Origin of the sequence: Caulobacter sp., from assembly GCF_049283275.1 — a bacterium.
Classification (GTDB): Bacteria; Pseudomonadota; Alphaproteobacteria; order Caulobacterales; family Caulobacteraceae; genus Caulobacter.
On sequence record NZ_JBAPVS010000199.1, the window covers coordinates 1 to 16,267 of the forward strand.

The following is a 16,267-nucleotide window of genomic DNA, read 5'->3' on the forward strand; positions in this document are numbered from 1 at the left end:
CAGATCCTCCCCCTCTGGGGGAGGTGGCCCAGAGGGCCGGAGGGGGATCAGCGGCGGCGGCCTCTCTTGCTCGCACCAAACAGGACTTCCCCGCCGATCCATGCTAAGCGCGCGCCAACGAAATTCATGAGAGTTCCATGGCCCTTAAAGTCGCCATCGTCGGCCTGCCCAATGTCGGCAAGTCCACCCTGTTCAACGCCCTGACCCAGACGGCGTCGGCCCAGGCCGCCAACTATCCGTTCTGCACGATCGAGCCCAACACCGGCGAAGTGGCCGTGCCCGAGCCGCGCCTGGACGCCCTGGCCAAGATCTCCGGCTCCAAGGAGATCATCCCGGCCCGGATCACCTTCGTCGACATCGCCGGCCTGGTGCGCGGCGCCTCCAAGGGCGAAGGCCTGGGCAACCAGTTCCTGGCCAATATCCGCGACTGCGACGCCGTGGCCTTCGTGGCCCGCTGCTTCGAGGACGGCGACATCGTCCACGTCGAGGGCCGCATCGACCCGCTCAGCGATCTGGAGATCATCGAGATGGAGCTGATGCTGGCCGACCTGGAGAGCCTGGAAAAGCGTGTTCCGGCCCTGGAGAAGCGCGCCAAGACCGGCGGCGACAAGGAAAGCGCCAACACCCTGCGCCTGGCCAATATCGCCCTGGCCCTGCTGCGCGAGGGCCGCCCGGCCCGCGCCGCCAAGATCGACGCCGACGACGAAAAAGCCTGGCACATGCTGCAGCTGCTGACCTCGCTGCCGGCCCTCTATGTCTGCAACGTCGACGAAGGCTCGGCCGACAAGGGCAACAAGTACAGCGACCTGGTCACCGAACGCGCCGCCAAGGACAACGCCAAGTCGGTGGTCATCTCGGCCCAGATCGAGAGCGAGATCGCCCTGCTCGACGCCGACGAGCGCGCCGAGTTCCTGGAGACCCTGGGTCTTGAGGAGCCGGGCCTGAACCGCCTGATCCGCGAGGCCTACAAGCTTCTGAACCTGCAGACCTATTTCACGGTCGGCCCCAAGGAGGCCCGCGCCTGGACCATCCATGTCGGCGACACCGGCCCGCAGGCGGCCGGCGTCATCCATACCGACTTCGAGAAGGGCTACATCCGCGCCGAGACCATCGCCTTCGACGACTTCATCAAGCTGGGCGGCGAAAACGGCGCCAAGGAAGCCGGCAAGATGCGGGCCGAAGGCAAGGACTACGTCGTCAAGGACGGCGACGTGATGCACTTCCGGTTCAACGTCTAGGTCTGTGCGTGGCCCTCGTCCTTCGACAAGCTCAGGATGAGGACCATTTGCGAGGCCTGGCATTGAAAACCTCATCCTGAGCTTGTCGAAGGACGAGGTTTTCGCTTCCCCGGTGGCCGAGGCATCCGGACTGCCGCTTTCCGAATTTCACCGGAGCAAGCACGCCCATGACCGAGACCGTCACCCTGACCTCCGCCATCGACGGCTTCGACTTCACCGCCGCCCACGCCGCCCCCCAGGGCGAACGCAAGGGCGGGATCGTGGTGGTGCAGGAGATCTTCGGCCTGGACCAGTACGTCCACGCCGACGTGGCCCGGTGGTCGGCGCTGGGCTTCGAGGTGCTGGCCCCGTCGATCTTCGACCGCGCCGCGCCGGGCTTCGTGGCCGAGCACGACCCGAAAGGCTTCCAGACGGGCGTCGCCCACGTCGGAGCGGTCGGCATCGACGCGATGCTGTCGGACATCCAGGCCTGTATCGACGACCTGGCGCCGCGCGGCCCGGTGTTCGCGGTCGGTTATTGCCTGGGCGGTTCGCTGGTCTGGCTGGCGGCCGGCAAGCTGAAGGGCCTGGCGGCCGGCGCGGCCTATTACGGCAGCATGATCGCGGCCAACGCCGAGCTGCCGCTGAACGCCCCGGTGATCGTCCACCTGGGCCGCAAGGACGGCCACATCCCGGCCGATGAGGTGAAGGCCAAGCTCGCCGCCGACCACCCCGAAACGCCGGTCCACATCTACGAAAACAGCGGCCACGGCTTCAACAATGACGGCCGCCCCGACTCCGATCTCGACGACGCCAAGCTGGCCCGTCGGCGCAGCCTGGCGCTGTTCCAGGCCCACGGCGCGGGCTGAGCCATGGCCGGCGCGCGCATCGTCCTGACCACCGCCGACGGCGAGGCGGTTGCGGCCTATCACGCCCCGCCCGGCGATGCGCGGCGCGGCGGGCTGGTGATCCTGCACGCCATCTGGGGCGTGACCCCGCACATCCGCGAACTGTCCGACAGCTTGGCCGAGCAAGGCTACGAGGTGATCGCCCCCAGCCTGCTGGACGACGCCGACGCGCCCTTCCCGGCCGCCGACCTGGATCCGCCCAACCTGGACGCCCGCATGACCCTGGGCCTGGCCGGCGGCTGGGGCGCGGCCGCCCTGCCCCGCGTGCAGGCGGCGATCGACGCGCTCTCCGACAAGGGCAAGGTCTTCGCCATCGGCTTCTGCTTCGGCGGCACGACGGCCTGGCTGACCTCGGCCCGCTGCACGGGCCTGACGGCGGTGTCGTGCTTCTACGGCGGCGACATCGCGGCCTATGTCGGCGAGCAGCCCAAGGTCCCGACCATCCTGCATTTCGGCCGCACCGACCCGATGATCCCCCTGGCCGACGTCGAGGCGATCACCGCCGCCCATCCCGACCTGCCCGTCTGGCTCTACGACGCCGGCCACGCCTTCGTCGCGCCCAACGGCCGTCACGACGACAGCGCCAGCCTGGCCATGCTGCGGACCCTGCAGCTGTTCCAGCGGGCGGGCGGCAGCCGGGGCGAGGTCTAGTTCGGCGGGATCGCCCCCGCCGCCGGCGGATCGCTGTGAACGGTCGCCCGCGCCGCAAACCTTGGCTAGGATCGTCTCATGCGCCGCGCCGCCCCTCTGCTGTTCCTGAGCCTGCTGGCGGCGCGCGGCGGCCCCGCCATGGCCGGCGAGACCGCCTGCTGGTTCGAGAACGGCGCGGTCGTCGCCCCGGCCGCGATCGGCGGGATCGCCGGCGACTATGTGATCGACCTGTCGGCGCCGCGCACCCTGCTGCACCTCGACGTCGCCCAGGCCGCGGGCCATGTCGAAACCGCCCTGACCCTGCCCGTACGCCTGGCCGGTCAGCGGGTCGAAGCCGCGCCGATCGACGTCCAGGCCCTGGACTATCGCGCCGTCGGCTTCTCGACCCCGATCGTCGGGGTGATCGGCGCCGACATCCTGGACCACTACGCCGTGACCCTGGACTTCTCGCCCTGCCGTCTGCGGCTGGAGCGCCCTGGACCGGCTCAGGGTTCTCGCCCCGGCTTGGCGGTGACGATGGTCGGCGGCGTGCCCACCATCGCCGCGGCGGCGTCCGACGGCCTGCACGGGGTCTCCGGCCCCTTCGCCCTGGACACGGCCTCGGGCGGCGGCGTGCGGGCCCGTGGGGCCGCCGACGGGCCGCGACAGAAGCCGGCCGGGACCCTGCGCGGCCTGTCGCTGCATGGAGCCCTGCGCCAAGACCTGCCGGCCGTGGTGGCCGGCGACTTGCCCGATGGGGTGGTGGGAGCCTTGGGCGTCCAGGTGCTGGCCGGCTATCGCCTGCGGCTGGATCCCCAGGCGCTGCGCCTGTGGCTGATCCCGGTCCCGGCCAGCGAGGCGACAGACAAAGAAAAAGGGCCCGACGTCACCGCCGAGCCCTGATCTTTTCAACCCGTGGAACGGGTCAGTGCGACTCGTTCTTCCAGACCTGGCGGTAGCTGGCGTAGAGCAGGCCCGCGAACAGCACCAGATAGGCCAGCACGGCGAAGCCGGTCTGCTTGCGCTCTTCCAACTTGGGCTCGGCGGCCCACATCAGGAAAGCCGAGACGTCCTTGGCCTGCTGGTCCAGCGTCGACGGCGTGCCGTCGTCGAAGGTCACCTGGCCGGCCTTCAGCGGCGGCGCCATGGCGATGAAGCCGCCCGGGGGCACGTGCTTGTGGTCGCCCGACCAGTACGAGGTCAGGTCGCCCGCCATGTACTGGTTGTAGTGCGAGGTCGGATCCACCTTCAGACCGGCCGGCGGCGTCGCGTAGCCGGTGACGATCGAATAGATGTGGTCCGGACCCGCTTCGCGGGCCTTGGCCAGCAGCGACATGTCCGGCGGCAGGGCGCCGCCGTTGCCGGCGCGGGCCGCGGCCTCGTTCGGGAACGGCGCGGGGAAGCGGTCGGCCGGGGTGGCCGGACGCTTGATCGTGTCGCCGGTCTCGTTGTCGATGTCGGCGACCTCGTAGTCCTTGGCGATCGCCTTGACGTACGGGTTGTCGTTCGAGTTCGGGTACTTCTCGTCGTAGAACGGAGCGCCCTTGTCGCCGAGGTTGCGGAAGCTGACCAGGCTCATCGAGTGACAGGCCGAGCAGACCTCCCGATAGACCTTGTAGCCGCGTTGCAGCTGGGCCTGGTCGAACTTGCCGAACGGGCCTTCGAACGACCAGTGGACGTCCTTGGCCGGCAGCGGGTGGCCGCTGGCCAGGGCCTGACCCGCGACGCCGGCCGTCAGGAGACCGGCGACCGCTGCGATGACGGAGAGTTTGCGCAGCATCGGGATCAGCCCTTCATTTCAGGCGCGGCGGTCGCTTCGGCCGGAACGGTGGCCGGATGCGACAGGGCGGGAGAGGCGATGGAGTCCGGCACCGGCAGGGTCTTTTCGGTCAGGCCCAGCAGCGGCAGGATCACCAGGAAGAAAGCGAAGTAATACAGCGAGGCCGCGCGGCTGAGCCACACGAAGCTGTTGAGGTCCGAAGCCATCAGCTGGAACGTGGTCAGGCCCGGAATGACCTGATCGTCGGGCAGCTTGGCGCCGCAGACGCCCAAGATGCAACACGCCACCACGAAGATGAAGAAGTGGATCTTCGCGGTCGGGCGGTAGCGCATCGAGCGCACCTTGGAGGTGTCCAGCCACGGCAGGGCGAACAGGCAGGCGATGGCGCCGAACATGGCCAGCACGCCCATCAGCTTGTCCGGAACCGCGCGCAGGATCGCGTAGAACGGCAGGAAGTACCATTCCGGAACGATGTGCGACGGCGTCACCAGCGGGTTGGCCGGGATGTAGTTGTCGGCGTGGCCCAGGGCGTTGGGCATGTAGAAGACGAAGAAGGCGAAGAGGATCAGGAAGATGCTCATCGCGAACCCGTCCTTCACCGTCGCGTACGGGGTGAAGGGCAGGACATCGGCCTTCGACTTGGGCTCGACGCCGGTCGGGTTGTTCTGGCCGACCACGTGCAGGGCCCAGATGTGCAGGATCACCACGCCGGCGATCATGAAGGGCAGCAGGTAGTGCAGCGAGAAGAAGCGGTTCAGGGAGGGGTTGTCGACCGCGAAGCCGCCCCACAGCCAGGTGGTGATGCTCTCGCCGACCAGCGGCAGGGCGCCGAACAGGTTGGTGATCACGACCGCGCCGTGGAAGCTCATCTGGCCCCAGGGCAGGACGTAGCCCATGAAGGCGGTGGCCATCATCAGCAGGTAGATCACGCAGCCCAGCAGCCACAGCACTTCACGCGGCGCCTTGTAGGAGCCGTAGTAGAGGCCGCGGAGCATGTGGATGTAGACGGCGATGAAGAACATCGACGCGCCGTTGGCGTGCATGTAGCGGATCAGCCAGCCGTAGTTCACGTCGCGCATGATGTGCTCGACGCTGGCGAAGGCGTGGTCGGCGCTGGGCGTGTAGTGCATCACCAGGATGATGCCGGTGATCAACTGCGAGGCCAGGCACAGCGACAGGATGCCGCCGAAGGTCCACCAGTAGTTCAGGTTACGCGGCGTGGGGTAGTCGACGAAGCTGTCGTAGCCCAGGCGCACGATCGGCAGACGGGCGTCGAGCCAACGCTCGAAACCGGTCTTGGGTTCGTAGGTCGAATGTCCGCTCATCTCGCTTAACCGATCTTGACCTTGGTGTCGGACAGGAAGGCGTACTCCGGAACGATCAGGTTCTTCGGAGCCGGGCCCTTACGGATACGGCCCGAGGTGTCGTAGACCGAGCCGTGGCACGGGCAGAACCAGCCGCCGTAGTCACCACCGCCGAAGGTCGGGACGCAGCCCAGGTGGGTGCAGTTGCCGCCGACGATCAGCCATTGGGCCTTGCCCGGCTTCACGCGCGCCGAATCCTTTTCGGGATCCTTCATCGACGCGCCGTCATCCGCGACCGCCTTGGCGATTTCAGCCTTGGTGCGGTTGCGCACGAAGAGCGGCTTGCCGCGCCACTTGACGACGACCTGCTGGCCCTCGCCGACCTTGGCCACGTCGAACTCGATCGAGGCCAGGGCCCGCGTATCGGCGGCGGGGTTCATCTGGTCGATGAACGGCCAGGCGATCGCGGCCGCGCCGCCGGCGGCGACCGCCATCGATGCGATGTAGATGAAATCCCGACGGCTGGGGTCTTCCCCATGCGTCGGATCAGTTTTTGCGCCCACGGCGGTGTCGGCCACCCAAGTCACCCTTCGATGCCGCCGCGCCGCCAAAGACGGCCCGGCCTGGAGAAACGCCTGTCGGCGCATACTGTCTGGACCCGCGAACGGGTCTTCGCCACAAGAGGCAAAAGCGGATCGTCCTATCGGACGCGCGGACGAAGTCCGCAAGCCCTTTCGATTCGCAGCAATGCCCCTGCTGGCTTTATGGTGGTTCGCTTAGAATGCGGCTCGCGCTTTTTCAACCCGGCATTCCTCAGAACGTTGGCGCCGCGATCCGTCTGGGCGCCTGCCTGGGGGTGGGGCTGGACGTCATCGAACCGTGCAGCTTTCCCTTGGATGACAAGAGCTTGAAGCGCGCGGCCCTGGATTATGGTCCGTTGACCCATATGATCCGCCACGTTTCGTGGGAAGCCTTCCTCGCCGCGCCCGAACGTCGCGAGGGCCGATTGCTGCTGTTTACGACCAAGGCGAGCGCTGCGTTCCACAAGTTCGACTTTCTGGCCGGCGACACCCTGTTGTTCGGTAATGAGAGCCGGGGAGCGCCACCGGAGGTGCATGAGGCGGCCTTCTCGCGCCTGACGATTCCCCTGCGCCCCGAAGCCCGCTCGATGAATCTGGCGACCACGGCGGCCATGGCCCTGGGCGAGGCGCTCAGGCAGACGAACGGGTTTCCGGAGTAGGGCGGCGCGGTGACACTTGCCCCCTCCGGGCCTTCGGCCCTCCTCCCCCTGAGGGGGAAGAGCCTCGCGCAGGCGGCTCCGCCCCCTCTGGGGGCGGACAGACCGCGAAGCGGTCAGGTGGGGGCAAGTGTTAGCCTCCGCAAAACCCCTTAGGCGGCGTTCCCTATTTGCGCAGCGCTCACTGAGCGCTTAATCCGCTTGGCCATGACCGACACTCTGAACCTCGACCAGCAGAAAGCCGCGGCCCGCGCCTGGTTCGAAAGCCTGCGCGACCAGATCTGCGCGGAATTCGAGCGCCTGGAGGACGAAGCCCCGGCCGCGCTCTACGCCGGCGAGCCTGGCCGCTTCGTGCGCAAGCCCTGGGACCGCGAGGCCGGCGGCGGCGGGACGATGTCGATGATGCACGGCCGCCTGTTCGAGAAGGTCGGCGTCCATGTCTCGACGGTGTTCGGGACCTTCACGCCCGAAATGGCCAAGAACATGCCCGGCGCCGACGAGGACCCGCGGTTCTTCGCCACGGGAATCAGCCTGATCGCGCACATGACCAACCCGCGCGTGCCGGCCGTGCACATGAACACCCGCTTCATCGCCACCACCAAGACCTGGTTCGGCGGCGGCGGCGACCTGACGCCCCTGCTCGGGTACCAACGCCAACAGGACTTCCCCGACGCGATCGACTTCCACGCCGCCTATCAGCGCGCCTGCGACGCCCACGACCCGACCTGGCACGCCAAGTACAAGGCCTGGTGCGACGAGTACTTCTTCCTGCCGCACAGGAACGAGCCGCGCGGGATCGGCGGGATCTTCTACGATCACCACGACAGCGGCGACTGGGCCCGCGACTTCGCCTTCACTCAGGATGTCGGCAAGGCGTTCCTGGAGATCTATCCCGAACTGGTCCGTCGCCGGATGGGCGAGGCCTGGAGCGCCGAGGAGCGCGAGCAGCAGCTGGTGCAGCGCGGCCGCTATGTGGAGTTCAACCTGCTCTACGATCGCGGCACGATGTTCGGCCTGAAGACCGGCGGCAACGTCGAGTCGATCCTCAGCTCGATGCCGCCCGAGGTGAAGTGGCCGTAGGGGCTGCGAAAACCTCGTCCTTCGACAAGCTCAGGATGAGGTTTTCGACTGCCCGGCCTGCACACTGGTCCTCATCCTGAGCTTGTCGAAGGACGAGGACCACGCACGGCATTCAACTTCGACAGCCCCTACCTCGGCGGCCAGGACGGCGCGCCGCCCTTCAGGAAGTTGGCCGCGAACTTGGCCACCTGCCCCTGGCTGGGCTTGTCGGGGATCGAGGCCTTGCCGGGCGGGAAGTAGTTCCCGTGGTCGTACTTCAGGGCGTCGGCGACCGTGAAGCCCCGCGCCTTGGGATTATGGGTGCGCGGCCACTTGGCGCCGTAGCGGCCCAGCGCCCCGGCCAGGTCGTCGTCCTTGTCGCCGAAGAACGCGTGGCCCGCCCAGTCGCCGATCGGATAGGCCAGCTTCAGCACCATGTCCTGCAGGGAGGCCAGATAGGTCAGCTCGCCGCTGTTGGCGACGGCGGTGTTGTAGGGCCGTTCCAGGCAGTCGGCGTCGGTGGCCGCCGCGGTCAGGCAGACCCGCCAAGCCTTGCGGCTCAACCCGGCCACCGCCTCCAGCGTCAACCGGCCGCCCATGCTGTGGGACAGGAAGCAGAAGTCGGCGGCCCCGCGCAGGGCGGTGTTGGCGAACCGGGCCACGGCCTTGCCGCCGTTGACCGCGTCGCGCCACTCGCCGGGATAGTTGATCGCCGGAATGATGAAGTCGCCGGGCCACAGCACCCCGATCATCAGGAAATTGGGCGGCAGCAGCGGAACCAGCGTCTCCTCCAGCCGCGCCAGGGAGCACAGCCCGCTGGCATAGGACACGTTGAAGCCGTGAACGGTGAAGACCAGCGTACGCCCCGCCACCCGCTGGGCGGTCTCCGCGGCGGTGAGAGCCCGCATCAGGGGCTTGGCGGCCTTGCCGTCGCCCTCGATCAGATAGGGGTCCTTGCGCAGGGCGCCGCCGACCCCTTCATAGCGCAGGTTCAGATACAGGCTCATGGCCGCCTCAGCCAGCGCTCGGCCGGATCGCCCGGGCGCTGGCCGTCAGCGCGCCGACCAGATCCTTGGCGATCGGCGCGATGGGCACCGCCAGCAGGCCGATCAGCGCCGCCAGCCGCAGATCTATGGACTTGACCGGGGTCGACAGCAGCGCGCCCGTCGTCACCGCCAAAATCACCGCGACCAGGCCGGACAGCACCCGGGCATTGTTGCGATAGGACTGTTCGGCCAGATCGAAGGCCGCATCCAGCCGCGCGCCAACCGCCGCCTCAACCCGACCGATCAGGTTGATCTCGGCCTCGCTGAGCGCCGCACCCGAGGTCAGCTTGCCCGCGGCCTTGGCCAGGGCCGCGGAGTCGACATTGCCGATCGAGGCCAGTTGGTCGGCGGTGTCGGCGTTGAGGCCCAGCCGCAGCAACGAGCGGATCACGCCGATCTGATCGTCGCGGTCGCGGCCGTTGATCCAGTGGGCCATGACCACGGCCTCCCACTGGTCGCCGGCGGCCCGGGCCAGGACCTTGTCGAACAACCGCAGAACCTTGCGAATATGGCCAAAGCCGATGCGCGAGACGCCGCCGCCGGGCACGGCCTTTAAGGCGTCCACCAGGGCCATCGCGGCCAGGCCCAGACCGCCCGTCGCGGCGATCAACGCGATCACGTCGTCGAACTTATCCATCAGGCATCCCCCTTCTTCTTCAGGGAAGATACCTCAATTCTCAAACTTGCATACCGGCGTTATGCAATCGGTCCGTGCAACCGGTCAGGCCTTCGGGCACTTGGCTCCGGTGTCGATCCAGGCCTTCACCAGTTCGCCGAACCGCGCCTGGGTCCCCGGCGCGGGCGCGCGGCCCTCGCCCGGGCTCCAGGCCCAGCCCACCAGGTGATCCTGCGCCATGTGGTGATGCAGCTGCGCCAGGGTCTTGCCGCCGTTGCGGGCCGGATCCTTGATCTGGGCGCAGATCGCGCCGAGAGACTTGCCCTGCCAGGCCATCTCGACCGGAGCCAGGGCCCATTTCGGATCGCCGGGGATCGACTTGATGTCCTGCCCCAGGGTGGGGACGTTGGCGGGGCCATGGCATGACAGGCAGGGCAGGCCCGGCGGTCCATGGCCGCTCTGCCCTCCGACCATCGGCGGATTGTGCGGATGGCGGTCGTCGCCCTGGGTCGGGACGCGTTGGATGGGGTGGCAGTTCATGCAGCGCGGGCTGTTGATCACCTTGCCGGCCTCGGTGAACAAGGCCAGCGAACGGGTCGCCGGATCCTGGATCGAGGCGAAGTCGGCGGCGCTCTTCAGCGTCTCGGGCGGCGCCTCGGGCGACGCCGCGGGGGCGGCCGCTCCGACGCTGGACAGCACCGCCCCGCCGACCATCAGCGAACCGGCGACGAGCACGATGGCGGCGGCTCTCATGATCCTGGTCTCCCGCGTTTCAGCCGGAACGGCCGAACGGCGGTCCAGGTTGCGAGATTTCAGGTCTTCTGGGCCAGAAAGGCCTCGATCCAGCCGGCCACCCGGACGCGGTCGTTGGCGCGATCCAGGCTGGCGATCGCCGCGTCGGCCTGGGCGTCGGTGAAGCGGCTGCCCCGCCGGGCCTCGATCAGGGCCCGCGCATAGGCCGGTTCGAACTCGGGATGGAACTGCATCGAGATGGCCGGACGGTCGTCATAGACCAGCACCCCGGCCGGGGTGAAGGCGCTGCCGGCCACGGCCCGGGCCCCGGGCGGGATCTCGACCACCTGGTCCTGATGCGAGGCGGGAACGGCCACCTTGGCGACGCCGTCCATCCAGGGCTGGGATTCGGCGACGTCATAGGCGTGCAGGCCCACGCCCCAGCCCTTGTCGGACTTCACCACCTTGCCGCCGAACGCCTCGGCCATGACCTGGTGGCCGAAACAGACCCCGACCAGCGGCTGGTCCCGAACGTCGAGCAGGAAGGCCTTCAGCGGCTGGATCCAGGACAGGTTGTCATAGACCCCGGCCGCCGAGCCGGTGACGACATAGGCGTCGCACTCGGCCGGATCGGCGGGCAGGACGCCGGCCTGGACGTCGTAGACGACGTAGGCGTGATCGGGCCCCAGCAGGTCCTGGAACATCGCGCCGTAGCGGCCGAACTCGGGCTGCAGATGCTCGGGCGGTTCGCCGGTCTCGAGCAGACCGATCTTCATGGACGAGGGTCTCCTACTTAGTTCGGGCGACGATAGGCATTTGTGATCAAGCACGATCTAGTTCAACCACCCTCTGGCGCGCCAGCGCGCCACATCCCTGCCCTTGCGACGGACAAAGAGGTTCCCGCCACAAGGGCGGGAATGACGGCTAAATTTGAGAAGCTCAGCTTCGGCCGCCCTAGAACGCCATCCCCTGGACCACCGCCTTCAGCCGTTCGATGATCGAGAACTTGTCCTCGATGAAGTCCTGGTCGATCCACCAGGTCTCGACCTCGCGCATCACCTCGCCGACCATCGGCCCCTTGGGCGCCCCGGCCTTGAGGACCTCCTCGCCGGTCAGGGGGAAGGCCGGGGGCGTCCAGGTCTCGGCCAGGGCCAGCAGGCCGCGCCATTGCGGGGTGGTGGCCGAACGACCCGAGGCCGCCCAGGCCAGCTTGACCCGGTCGCTGAAGGTGTTCAGGCCCAGGTCATAGACCACGCGGCGGATCTCGCGCGGGCTCATCCAGCTGACGATGCGCGGCGAAGCGCCGGCCGCCGCGATCAGCCGCGCCTTCAGGGCGTTGGACAGCCGCAGGCGCTCGGCGACCTGTTCGGCGATCTTGGGATCGTCGGGAAGCAGGGCCGCCAGCCGCAGTTCGGGATCGTTCTCGAACAGCTGCTCGGTCTCGATGGCGACCAGCCCCTCGAAACGGGCCGGCGACTCCACAGACGGCAGGACCCGGGACAGCACGCCGGTGGCCGCCATCAGCCGCACGGTCGCGCGCGGATCGTCGGCCGCCAGCAGCTTCAGAAGCTCCTTCTGGACGCGCTCGGCGGCCAGGCCCTCGGCCAGGCCGATCAGCGCCTTGCAGGCGGCCAGGGCCTCCTGGTCTGGGTCGCCGCGGCCGTACCAGGCGTGGAAGCGGAAGAACCGCAGGATGCGCAGGGAGTCTTCGCGGATGCGGGTCGTCGGGTCGCCGACGAACACCACCCGCCCCTCGCGCGCGTCGTTCACCCCCTCGCCGGTCGGATCGTAGAGCCGGCCGTGGATGTCGACATAGAGGGCGTTGAAGCGGAAATCGCGACGCTGGGCGTCCTCGCTCCAGTCCTGGGTGAACGCCACCACTGCCCGGCGGCCGTCGGTCGAGACGTCGCGGCGCAGGGTGGTGATCTCGTAGGGCCGACCGTTCGAGACGGCCGTGACCGTGCCGTGGTCGACGCCGGTGGGGATCGCCCGCAGCTTGGCCTGGCCCAGGGCCTCGATCACCGCGTCGGGGGTCAGGGTGGTGGCGATGTCGATGTCGTCGATGGGCTTGCCCATCAGGGTGTTGCGCACGCAGCCGCCCACGAACCGCGCGCAGCCGGGCGAGCCCCGGGCCTCGAGCGCGGCGATCACCGCCTGGGTCTCCGGCAGCGCCATCCACGGCGCCACGCCTATCGTCTCGGTGCTCATGCCACTCCCCCGCGATACGCCACACGCCCCCGCACGCGGGGTCAGGCATTTCAGACGATTATGGCGAGGGAACAAGCCCGCTGACGCGCTTACCCCTGGATTCTTCCGCGGTTCACACCGGGTGACGCAGGGGCTACGGGGCGTCCGGCGCGTGCAGGCGTTCGTACAGCCCCCGCAGCATGCCCGCCGTCGCGCCCCAGATGAACCGCTCGTTCCACGGCATGGCGTAGAAGAACCGCCGCTCGCCGTCCGGCAGGTCGCGGTGCTGGCGCTGGTGGTTGTCCGGATCCATCAGGAACTCGAACGGCGTCTCGAACACGTCGGCCACCTCGTCGGGGCAGGCCTCGACCGTGGCGGAGGGATCGATGAAGCCGACCACCGGCGTGACATGGAAGCCGGTCACCGTGCGGTAGCCGTGCAGCAGGCCGGCCACGGTGACGAAGGACGGATCGAGATTGACCTCTTCCTGGGCCTCGCGCAGGGCGGTCTCCCATGGCGTCTCGCCCGGATCGCAGCGCCCGCCGGGGAAGGCGATCTGGCCGGTGTGGCTGCGCAAGGTGTCGGAGCGGCGGGTGAGCAGCACCGTCATGCCCGCCTCGCGCTCGACCAGGCCGACCAGCACGGCGGCCGGCCGCAGGGCGTGGGGATTGTCGGGGCGCAGGGTCGGATTGAGGTCGAAGTCCGACCGCGCCGCGTCCAGGGTGGGGTCGTAGGCGTCGATCGGATCCAGCTTGCTGGTGATCCAGGCCCGGCGCTGGTCGCGGGTCAGGGTCATCCGCGATGCGCCCCGGCCGGGGCGATCGGGAACCAGGCGCCGTTCGAGGCCACGCCCAGGCGCGGTCCTTGCGGCGTGTCGCGCTCGGCCGCCAGCTCGACCAGCTCGTAGAACACCGGCCGGGCGATCAACGCCTCCAGCCCGCGCCGCACATGCAGATAGGGCCGGGGCTCGCCGGTCTCCGGATCGGTTTCGACCCGGATGGCGTTGTCGGGCCCCGCCTCGACCACGTCGCCGACATTGGTCTCGAAGCGCAGCGCATCGCCCACTTGGTCGACCCGCGTGGCGATGAAAGGCGCGTCCTCGACCTGGATCTTCAGCTTCTCGACCGGGGTGACCAGGTGATAGCCGTCGGGATCGAGCCGCAGCACGGTCGAGAACAGGCGCACCAGCGCCTCGCGGCCGATCGGCGTGCCTTCGTGGAACCAGACCCCGTCTTTGCGGATGCGGATGTCGATGTCGCCGCAATGTTCGGGATGCCACAGATGCACCGGCGGCAAGCCGCGCTCGCCGCCCTTCTTGGCGGCGGCGGTGACGCCTGCGAGGCCGGAAGGTGTGGGATCGACCGTCATGCTGTTCAGGTAGGGCAACCCGGCGCCGTGCTCAAGCGATGGCGCGCATTGACCTAGCGTCAGGCGACCAAATCACGCAGCGCGGATGGGCCCGACCAGACCTTGATCACCGCCTTCGACCAGGGCCTTGACCAGCACCCGACGCTGATCGGCCGGACCGGGCATGATCGCCTTGGCGGCGCGTTCGGCCGAGAACCCGATCCGGCCGAAATAGGGCGCGTCGCCCACCAGCAGCACCGCGCGCCAGCCGGCCTTGGCGGCGGCTTGGCAGGCGGCCTCGACCAGGGCCTGGCCCAGGCCGTGGCTGCGCTCGGCGGCGTCGACCGCCAGCGGACCGAGGAAGGCGGCGGGGGCGCCGCCCACGGTCACCGGCCACAGCCGCACGCTGCCGATCACCCGACCTTCCAGCAGGGCCACGAACGAGCAGTCGTCCAGCTTGCGATTGCCCTCGCGCAGACGTTCGGACGACTTGGCGAACCGGCCGGGGCCGAAGGCGCGATCGACCAGCACCTCGACGGCGCGGGCGTGCTCGGGACGCTCGATCAGGATGGCGGGCGGAAGCGGCGAAGGGGCGACAGCGGAAGACGACATGGGCGCTTAACGATCCGAAACACGAACAGGGGACATAGCCCCGGAACGTGACGCGGCCGAGACGGCCGCTTCCGGGGCGTTCAGACGCGGACTCCGGTCCGCGCGGCGCAGGTTCGTCGCAGGCGTCGCATGGCGGCGCTTCCTTCCCTTCAGAGGGGCGCGAAATAGGGCTTAGGGCGCTTGGCGTCAATGAAATCAACTGTCGCATCAAACAAACTCGATTGCGGTGACGCTCGCCGGAAGACATGGTCCGCGCCGATGACCAAACTTCCCCCCGATCCCGACTCCGTCCCTTCGGCTCTCGAAGTGGCGGACACCTCCATGCGCGCCCTGCTCAAGCAGAGGGACTTTCTGTTCTTCTGGGCCGCGCGGTTCGTCGCCACCCTGGCGGTGCAGATCCAGGGCGTGACGATCGGCTGGCAGGTTTACACCCTGGCCCGCGAGACCGGGCACAACGAAGGCGAGGGCGCCTTCCTGCTGGGCATGGTGGGCTTGGCCCAGTTCATCCCGCTGTTCTTCCTGACCCTGACCGCCGGCGAGACCGCCGACCGTCATGACCGCAAGGCGATCATGACCGCCGCGATCGGCGTCGACATCCTGTGCGCCGGGATTCTGGGCCTGCTGGCCTGGTCGGGGCACACGGCCCTGTGGCCGATCTTCGCCGTCGCCGTGCTGTTCGGCGCCGGCCGCGCCTTCCTGTCGCCGGCCTCCAGCGCCATGGGGCCGATGCTTGTGCCGCGCCCGCTGCTGCCGCGCGCCATCGCCTGGAACTCGCTGTCCTGGCAGAGCGCCTCGATCATCGGCCCGGCTCTGGGCGGTCTGTTATGCGCCCTCTCCCCGGCCACGGCCTTCGGGGCGTCGGTGGGCCTGTTCCTGCTGGGCGCCCTGTTCCTGCTGTTCATCCGCCAATCGACCAAGCCCGTCGTGCAGCCGGGCTCGCGCTGGACCCTGATCAAGGAAGGCCTGGCCTACACCTGGAACAACAAGATCGTCTTCGGCTCGATCTCGCTGGACCTGTTCGCCGTGCTGCTGGGCGGGGCCACGGCCCTGCTGCCGGTGTTCGCTCGCGACGTGCTGCATGTCGGGGCCGAGGGCTTCGGCGTACTGCGCGCCGCCCCCGCCGTGGGCGCGACCCTGGTGGCGATCCTCCTGGCCAGCCACCAGATCCGCCGCCGCGCGGGCCTGCTGATGTTCGGCGCCGTGGCCGTGTTCGGCGCGGCGACCATCGTGTTCGGCCTGTCGCAATGGATGTGGCTGTCGGTGGCCGCCCTGGTGGTGTTGGGCGGAGCCGACATGGTCTCGGTCTACATCCGCCAGACCCTGGTGCAGCTGGTCACGCCCGACCCTATGCGCGGCCGGGTCGCCGCCGTCTCGGGGCTGTTCATCAGCGCGTCCAACGAGCTGGGCGAGTTCGAGAGCGGTGTCGCGGCGCGGTTCCTGGGCCCGGTCGGCGCGGCGATCTTCGGCGGCGTCGGGGCGCTGGTGGTGACCGGGGCGTGGGCCAAGATGTTCCCGGCGCTGAGGAAGGCCGACCGGCTGGAATAGCCGGCGCCGCAAACCCCCTCCGGCCCTCCGGGCCACCTCCCCCAGAG

18 protein-coding genes are annotated in these 16,267 nt (G+C 68.8%); 7 read left to right on the top strand and 11 right to left on the bottom strand.

Going from position 1 to position 16,267, the window contains the following annotated elements; translation table 11 throughout:
* The first annotated feature begins 137 nt into the window (after positions 1–137).
* From ychF to WAL33_RS10935, 4 genes are all read left to right on the top strand, one after another.
* The gene (gene ychF, locus WAL33_RS10920) at positions 138–1,238 is read left to right on the top strand and encodes a redox-regulated ATPase YchF (protein WP_422181291.1); all 1,101 of its coding nucleotides are present in this window, start codon (positions 138–140) and stop codon (positions 1,236–1,238) included.
* 167 nt (positions 1,239–1,405) lie between these two features.
* Complete coding sequence (locus WAL33_RS10925) at positions 1,406–2,086, top strand: dienelactone hydrolase family protein (RefSeq protein ID WP_422181293.1); 681 nt, start codon at positions 1,406–1,408, stop codon at positions 2,084–2,086.
* Between the two features lie 3 nt (positions 2,087–2,089).
* The gene (locus WAL33_RS10930; RefSeq protein WP_422181295.1) at positions 2,090–2,776 is read left to right on the top strand and encodes a dienelactone hydrolase family protein; all 687 of its coding nucleotides are present in this window, start codon (positions 2,090–2,092) and stop codon (positions 2,774–2,776) included.
* Between the two features lie 78 nt (positions 2,777–2,854).
* Positions 2,855–3,658 (top strand): hypothetical protein, encoded by an 804-nt coding sequence (locus tag WAL33_RS10935; protein ID WP_422181297.1) that lies wholly within the window; start codon positions 2,855–2,857, stop codon positions 3,656–3,658.
* A 22-nt stretch (positions 3,659–3,680) separates the two neighbouring features.
* Here WAL33_RS10935 and WAL33_RS10940 read toward each other — a convergent pair whose 3' ends face one another.
* From WAL33_RS10940 to petA, 3 genes are read right to left on the bottom strand one after another with little or no spacing between them, the layout of a single operon-like run.
* Complete coding sequence (locus tag WAL33_RS10940) at positions 3,681–4,535, bottom strand: cytochrome c1 (protein WP_422181299.1); 855 nt, start codon at positions 4,533–4,535, stop codon at positions 3,681–3,683.
* 5 nt (positions 4,536–4,540) lie between these two features.
* Positions 4,541–5,860, bottom strand: a complete 1,320-nt coding sequence (locus tag WAL33_RS10945; protein ID WP_422181301.1) for a cytochrome b — start codon at positions 5,858–5,860, stop codon at positions 4,541–4,543.
* A 5-nt stretch (positions 5,861–5,865) separates the two neighbouring features.
* On the bottom strand, positions 5,866–6,417 hold the full coding sequence (gene petA / locus WAL33_RS10950) for a ubiquinol-cytochrome c reductase iron-sulfur subunit (protein WP_422181303.1): 552 nt from the start codon (positions 6,415–6,417) through the stop codon (positions 5,866–5,868).
* A gap of 203 nt (positions 6,418–6,620) precedes the next feature.
* On the opposite strand from petA, the gene WAL33_RS10955 reads away from it, so the two are divergent.
* Both WAL33_RS10955 and hemF read left to right on the top strand, forming a co-directional pair.
* Positions 6,621–7,079, top strand: a complete 459-nt coding sequence (locus WAL33_RS10955; protein WP_422181305.1) for a tRNA (cytidine(34)-2'-O)-methyltransferase — start codon at positions 6,621–6,623, stop codon at positions 7,077–7,079.
* A 204-nt stretch (positions 7,080–7,283) separates the two neighbouring features.
* Positions 7,284–8,156, top strand: coding sequence for an oxygen-dependent coproporphyrinogen oxidase (gene hemF, locus WAL33_RS10960; RefSeq protein WP_422181307.1), 873 nt, complete (start codon positions 7,284–7,286; stop codon positions 8,154–8,156).
* 128 nt (positions 8,157–8,284) lie between these two features.
* Here hemF and WAL33_RS10965 read toward each other — a convergent pair whose 3' ends face one another.
* From WAL33_RS10965 to WAL33_RS11000, 8 genes are all read right to left on the bottom strand, one after another.
* Positions 8,285–9,142: an alpha/beta hydrolase gene (locus tag WAL33_RS10965; protein ID WP_422181309.1), complete on the bottom strand. Its 858-nt coding sequence runs from the start codon at positions 9,140–9,142 to the stop codon at positions 8,285–8,287.
* A gap of 7 nt (positions 9,143–9,149) precedes the next feature.
* Positions 9,150–9,818 (bottom strand): hypothetical protein, encoded by a 669-nt coding sequence (locus tag WAL33_RS10970; protein ID WP_422181311.1) that lies wholly within the window; start codon positions 9,816–9,818, stop codon positions 9,150–9,152.
* 84 nt (positions 9,819–9,902) lie between these two features.
* Positions 9,903–10,550, bottom strand: a complete 648-nt coding sequence (locus tag WAL33_RS10975) for an Isoquinoline 1-oxidoreductase subunit (protein WP_422181313.1) — start codon at positions 10,548–10,550, stop codon at positions 9,903–9,905.
* Positions 10,551–10,609: 59 nt separating this feature from the next.
* Positions 10,610–11,305, bottom strand: coding sequence for a glutamine amidotransferase-related protein (locus WAL33_RS10980; protein ID WP_422181315.1), 696 nt, complete (start codon positions 11,303–11,305; stop codon positions 10,610–10,612).
* 178 nt (positions 11,306–11,483) lie between these two features.
* Positions 11,484–12,737, bottom strand: coding sequence for a CCA tRNA nucleotidyltransferase (locus tag WAL33_RS10985; RefSeq protein WP_422181317.1), 1,254 nt, complete (start codon positions 12,735–12,737; stop codon positions 11,484–11,486).
* A gap of 133 nt (positions 12,738–12,870) precedes the next feature.
* On the bottom strand, positions 12,871–13,506 hold the full coding sequence (locus WAL33_RS10990) for a CoA pyrophosphatase (protein ID WP_422181322.1): 636 nt from the start codon (positions 13,504–13,506) through the stop codon (positions 12,871–12,873).
* Between the two features lie 2 nt (positions 13,507–13,508).
* Complete coding sequence (locus WAL33_RS10995) at positions 13,509–14,084, bottom strand: DUF1285 domain-containing protein (RefSeq protein ID WP_422181324.1); 576 nt, start codon at positions 14,082–14,084, stop codon at positions 13,509–13,511.
* Positions 14,085–14,156: 72 nt separating this feature from the next.
* A complete protein-coding gene (locus WAL33_RS11000; RefSeq protein ID WP_422181318.1) occupies positions 14,157–14,675 on the bottom strand; it encodes a GNAT family N-acetyltransferase in 519 nt (172 codons plus the stop codon).
* A 258-nt stretch (positions 14,676–14,933) separates the two neighbouring features.
* On the opposite strand from WAL33_RS11000, the gene WAL33_RS11005 reads away from it, so the two are divergent.
* Entirely contained in the window at positions 14,934–16,220 is a 1,287-nt protein-coding gene (locus WAL33_RS11005) for an MFS transporter (protein WP_422181320.1), read from the top strand.
* Positions 16,221–16,267 lie beyond the last annotated feature (47 nt).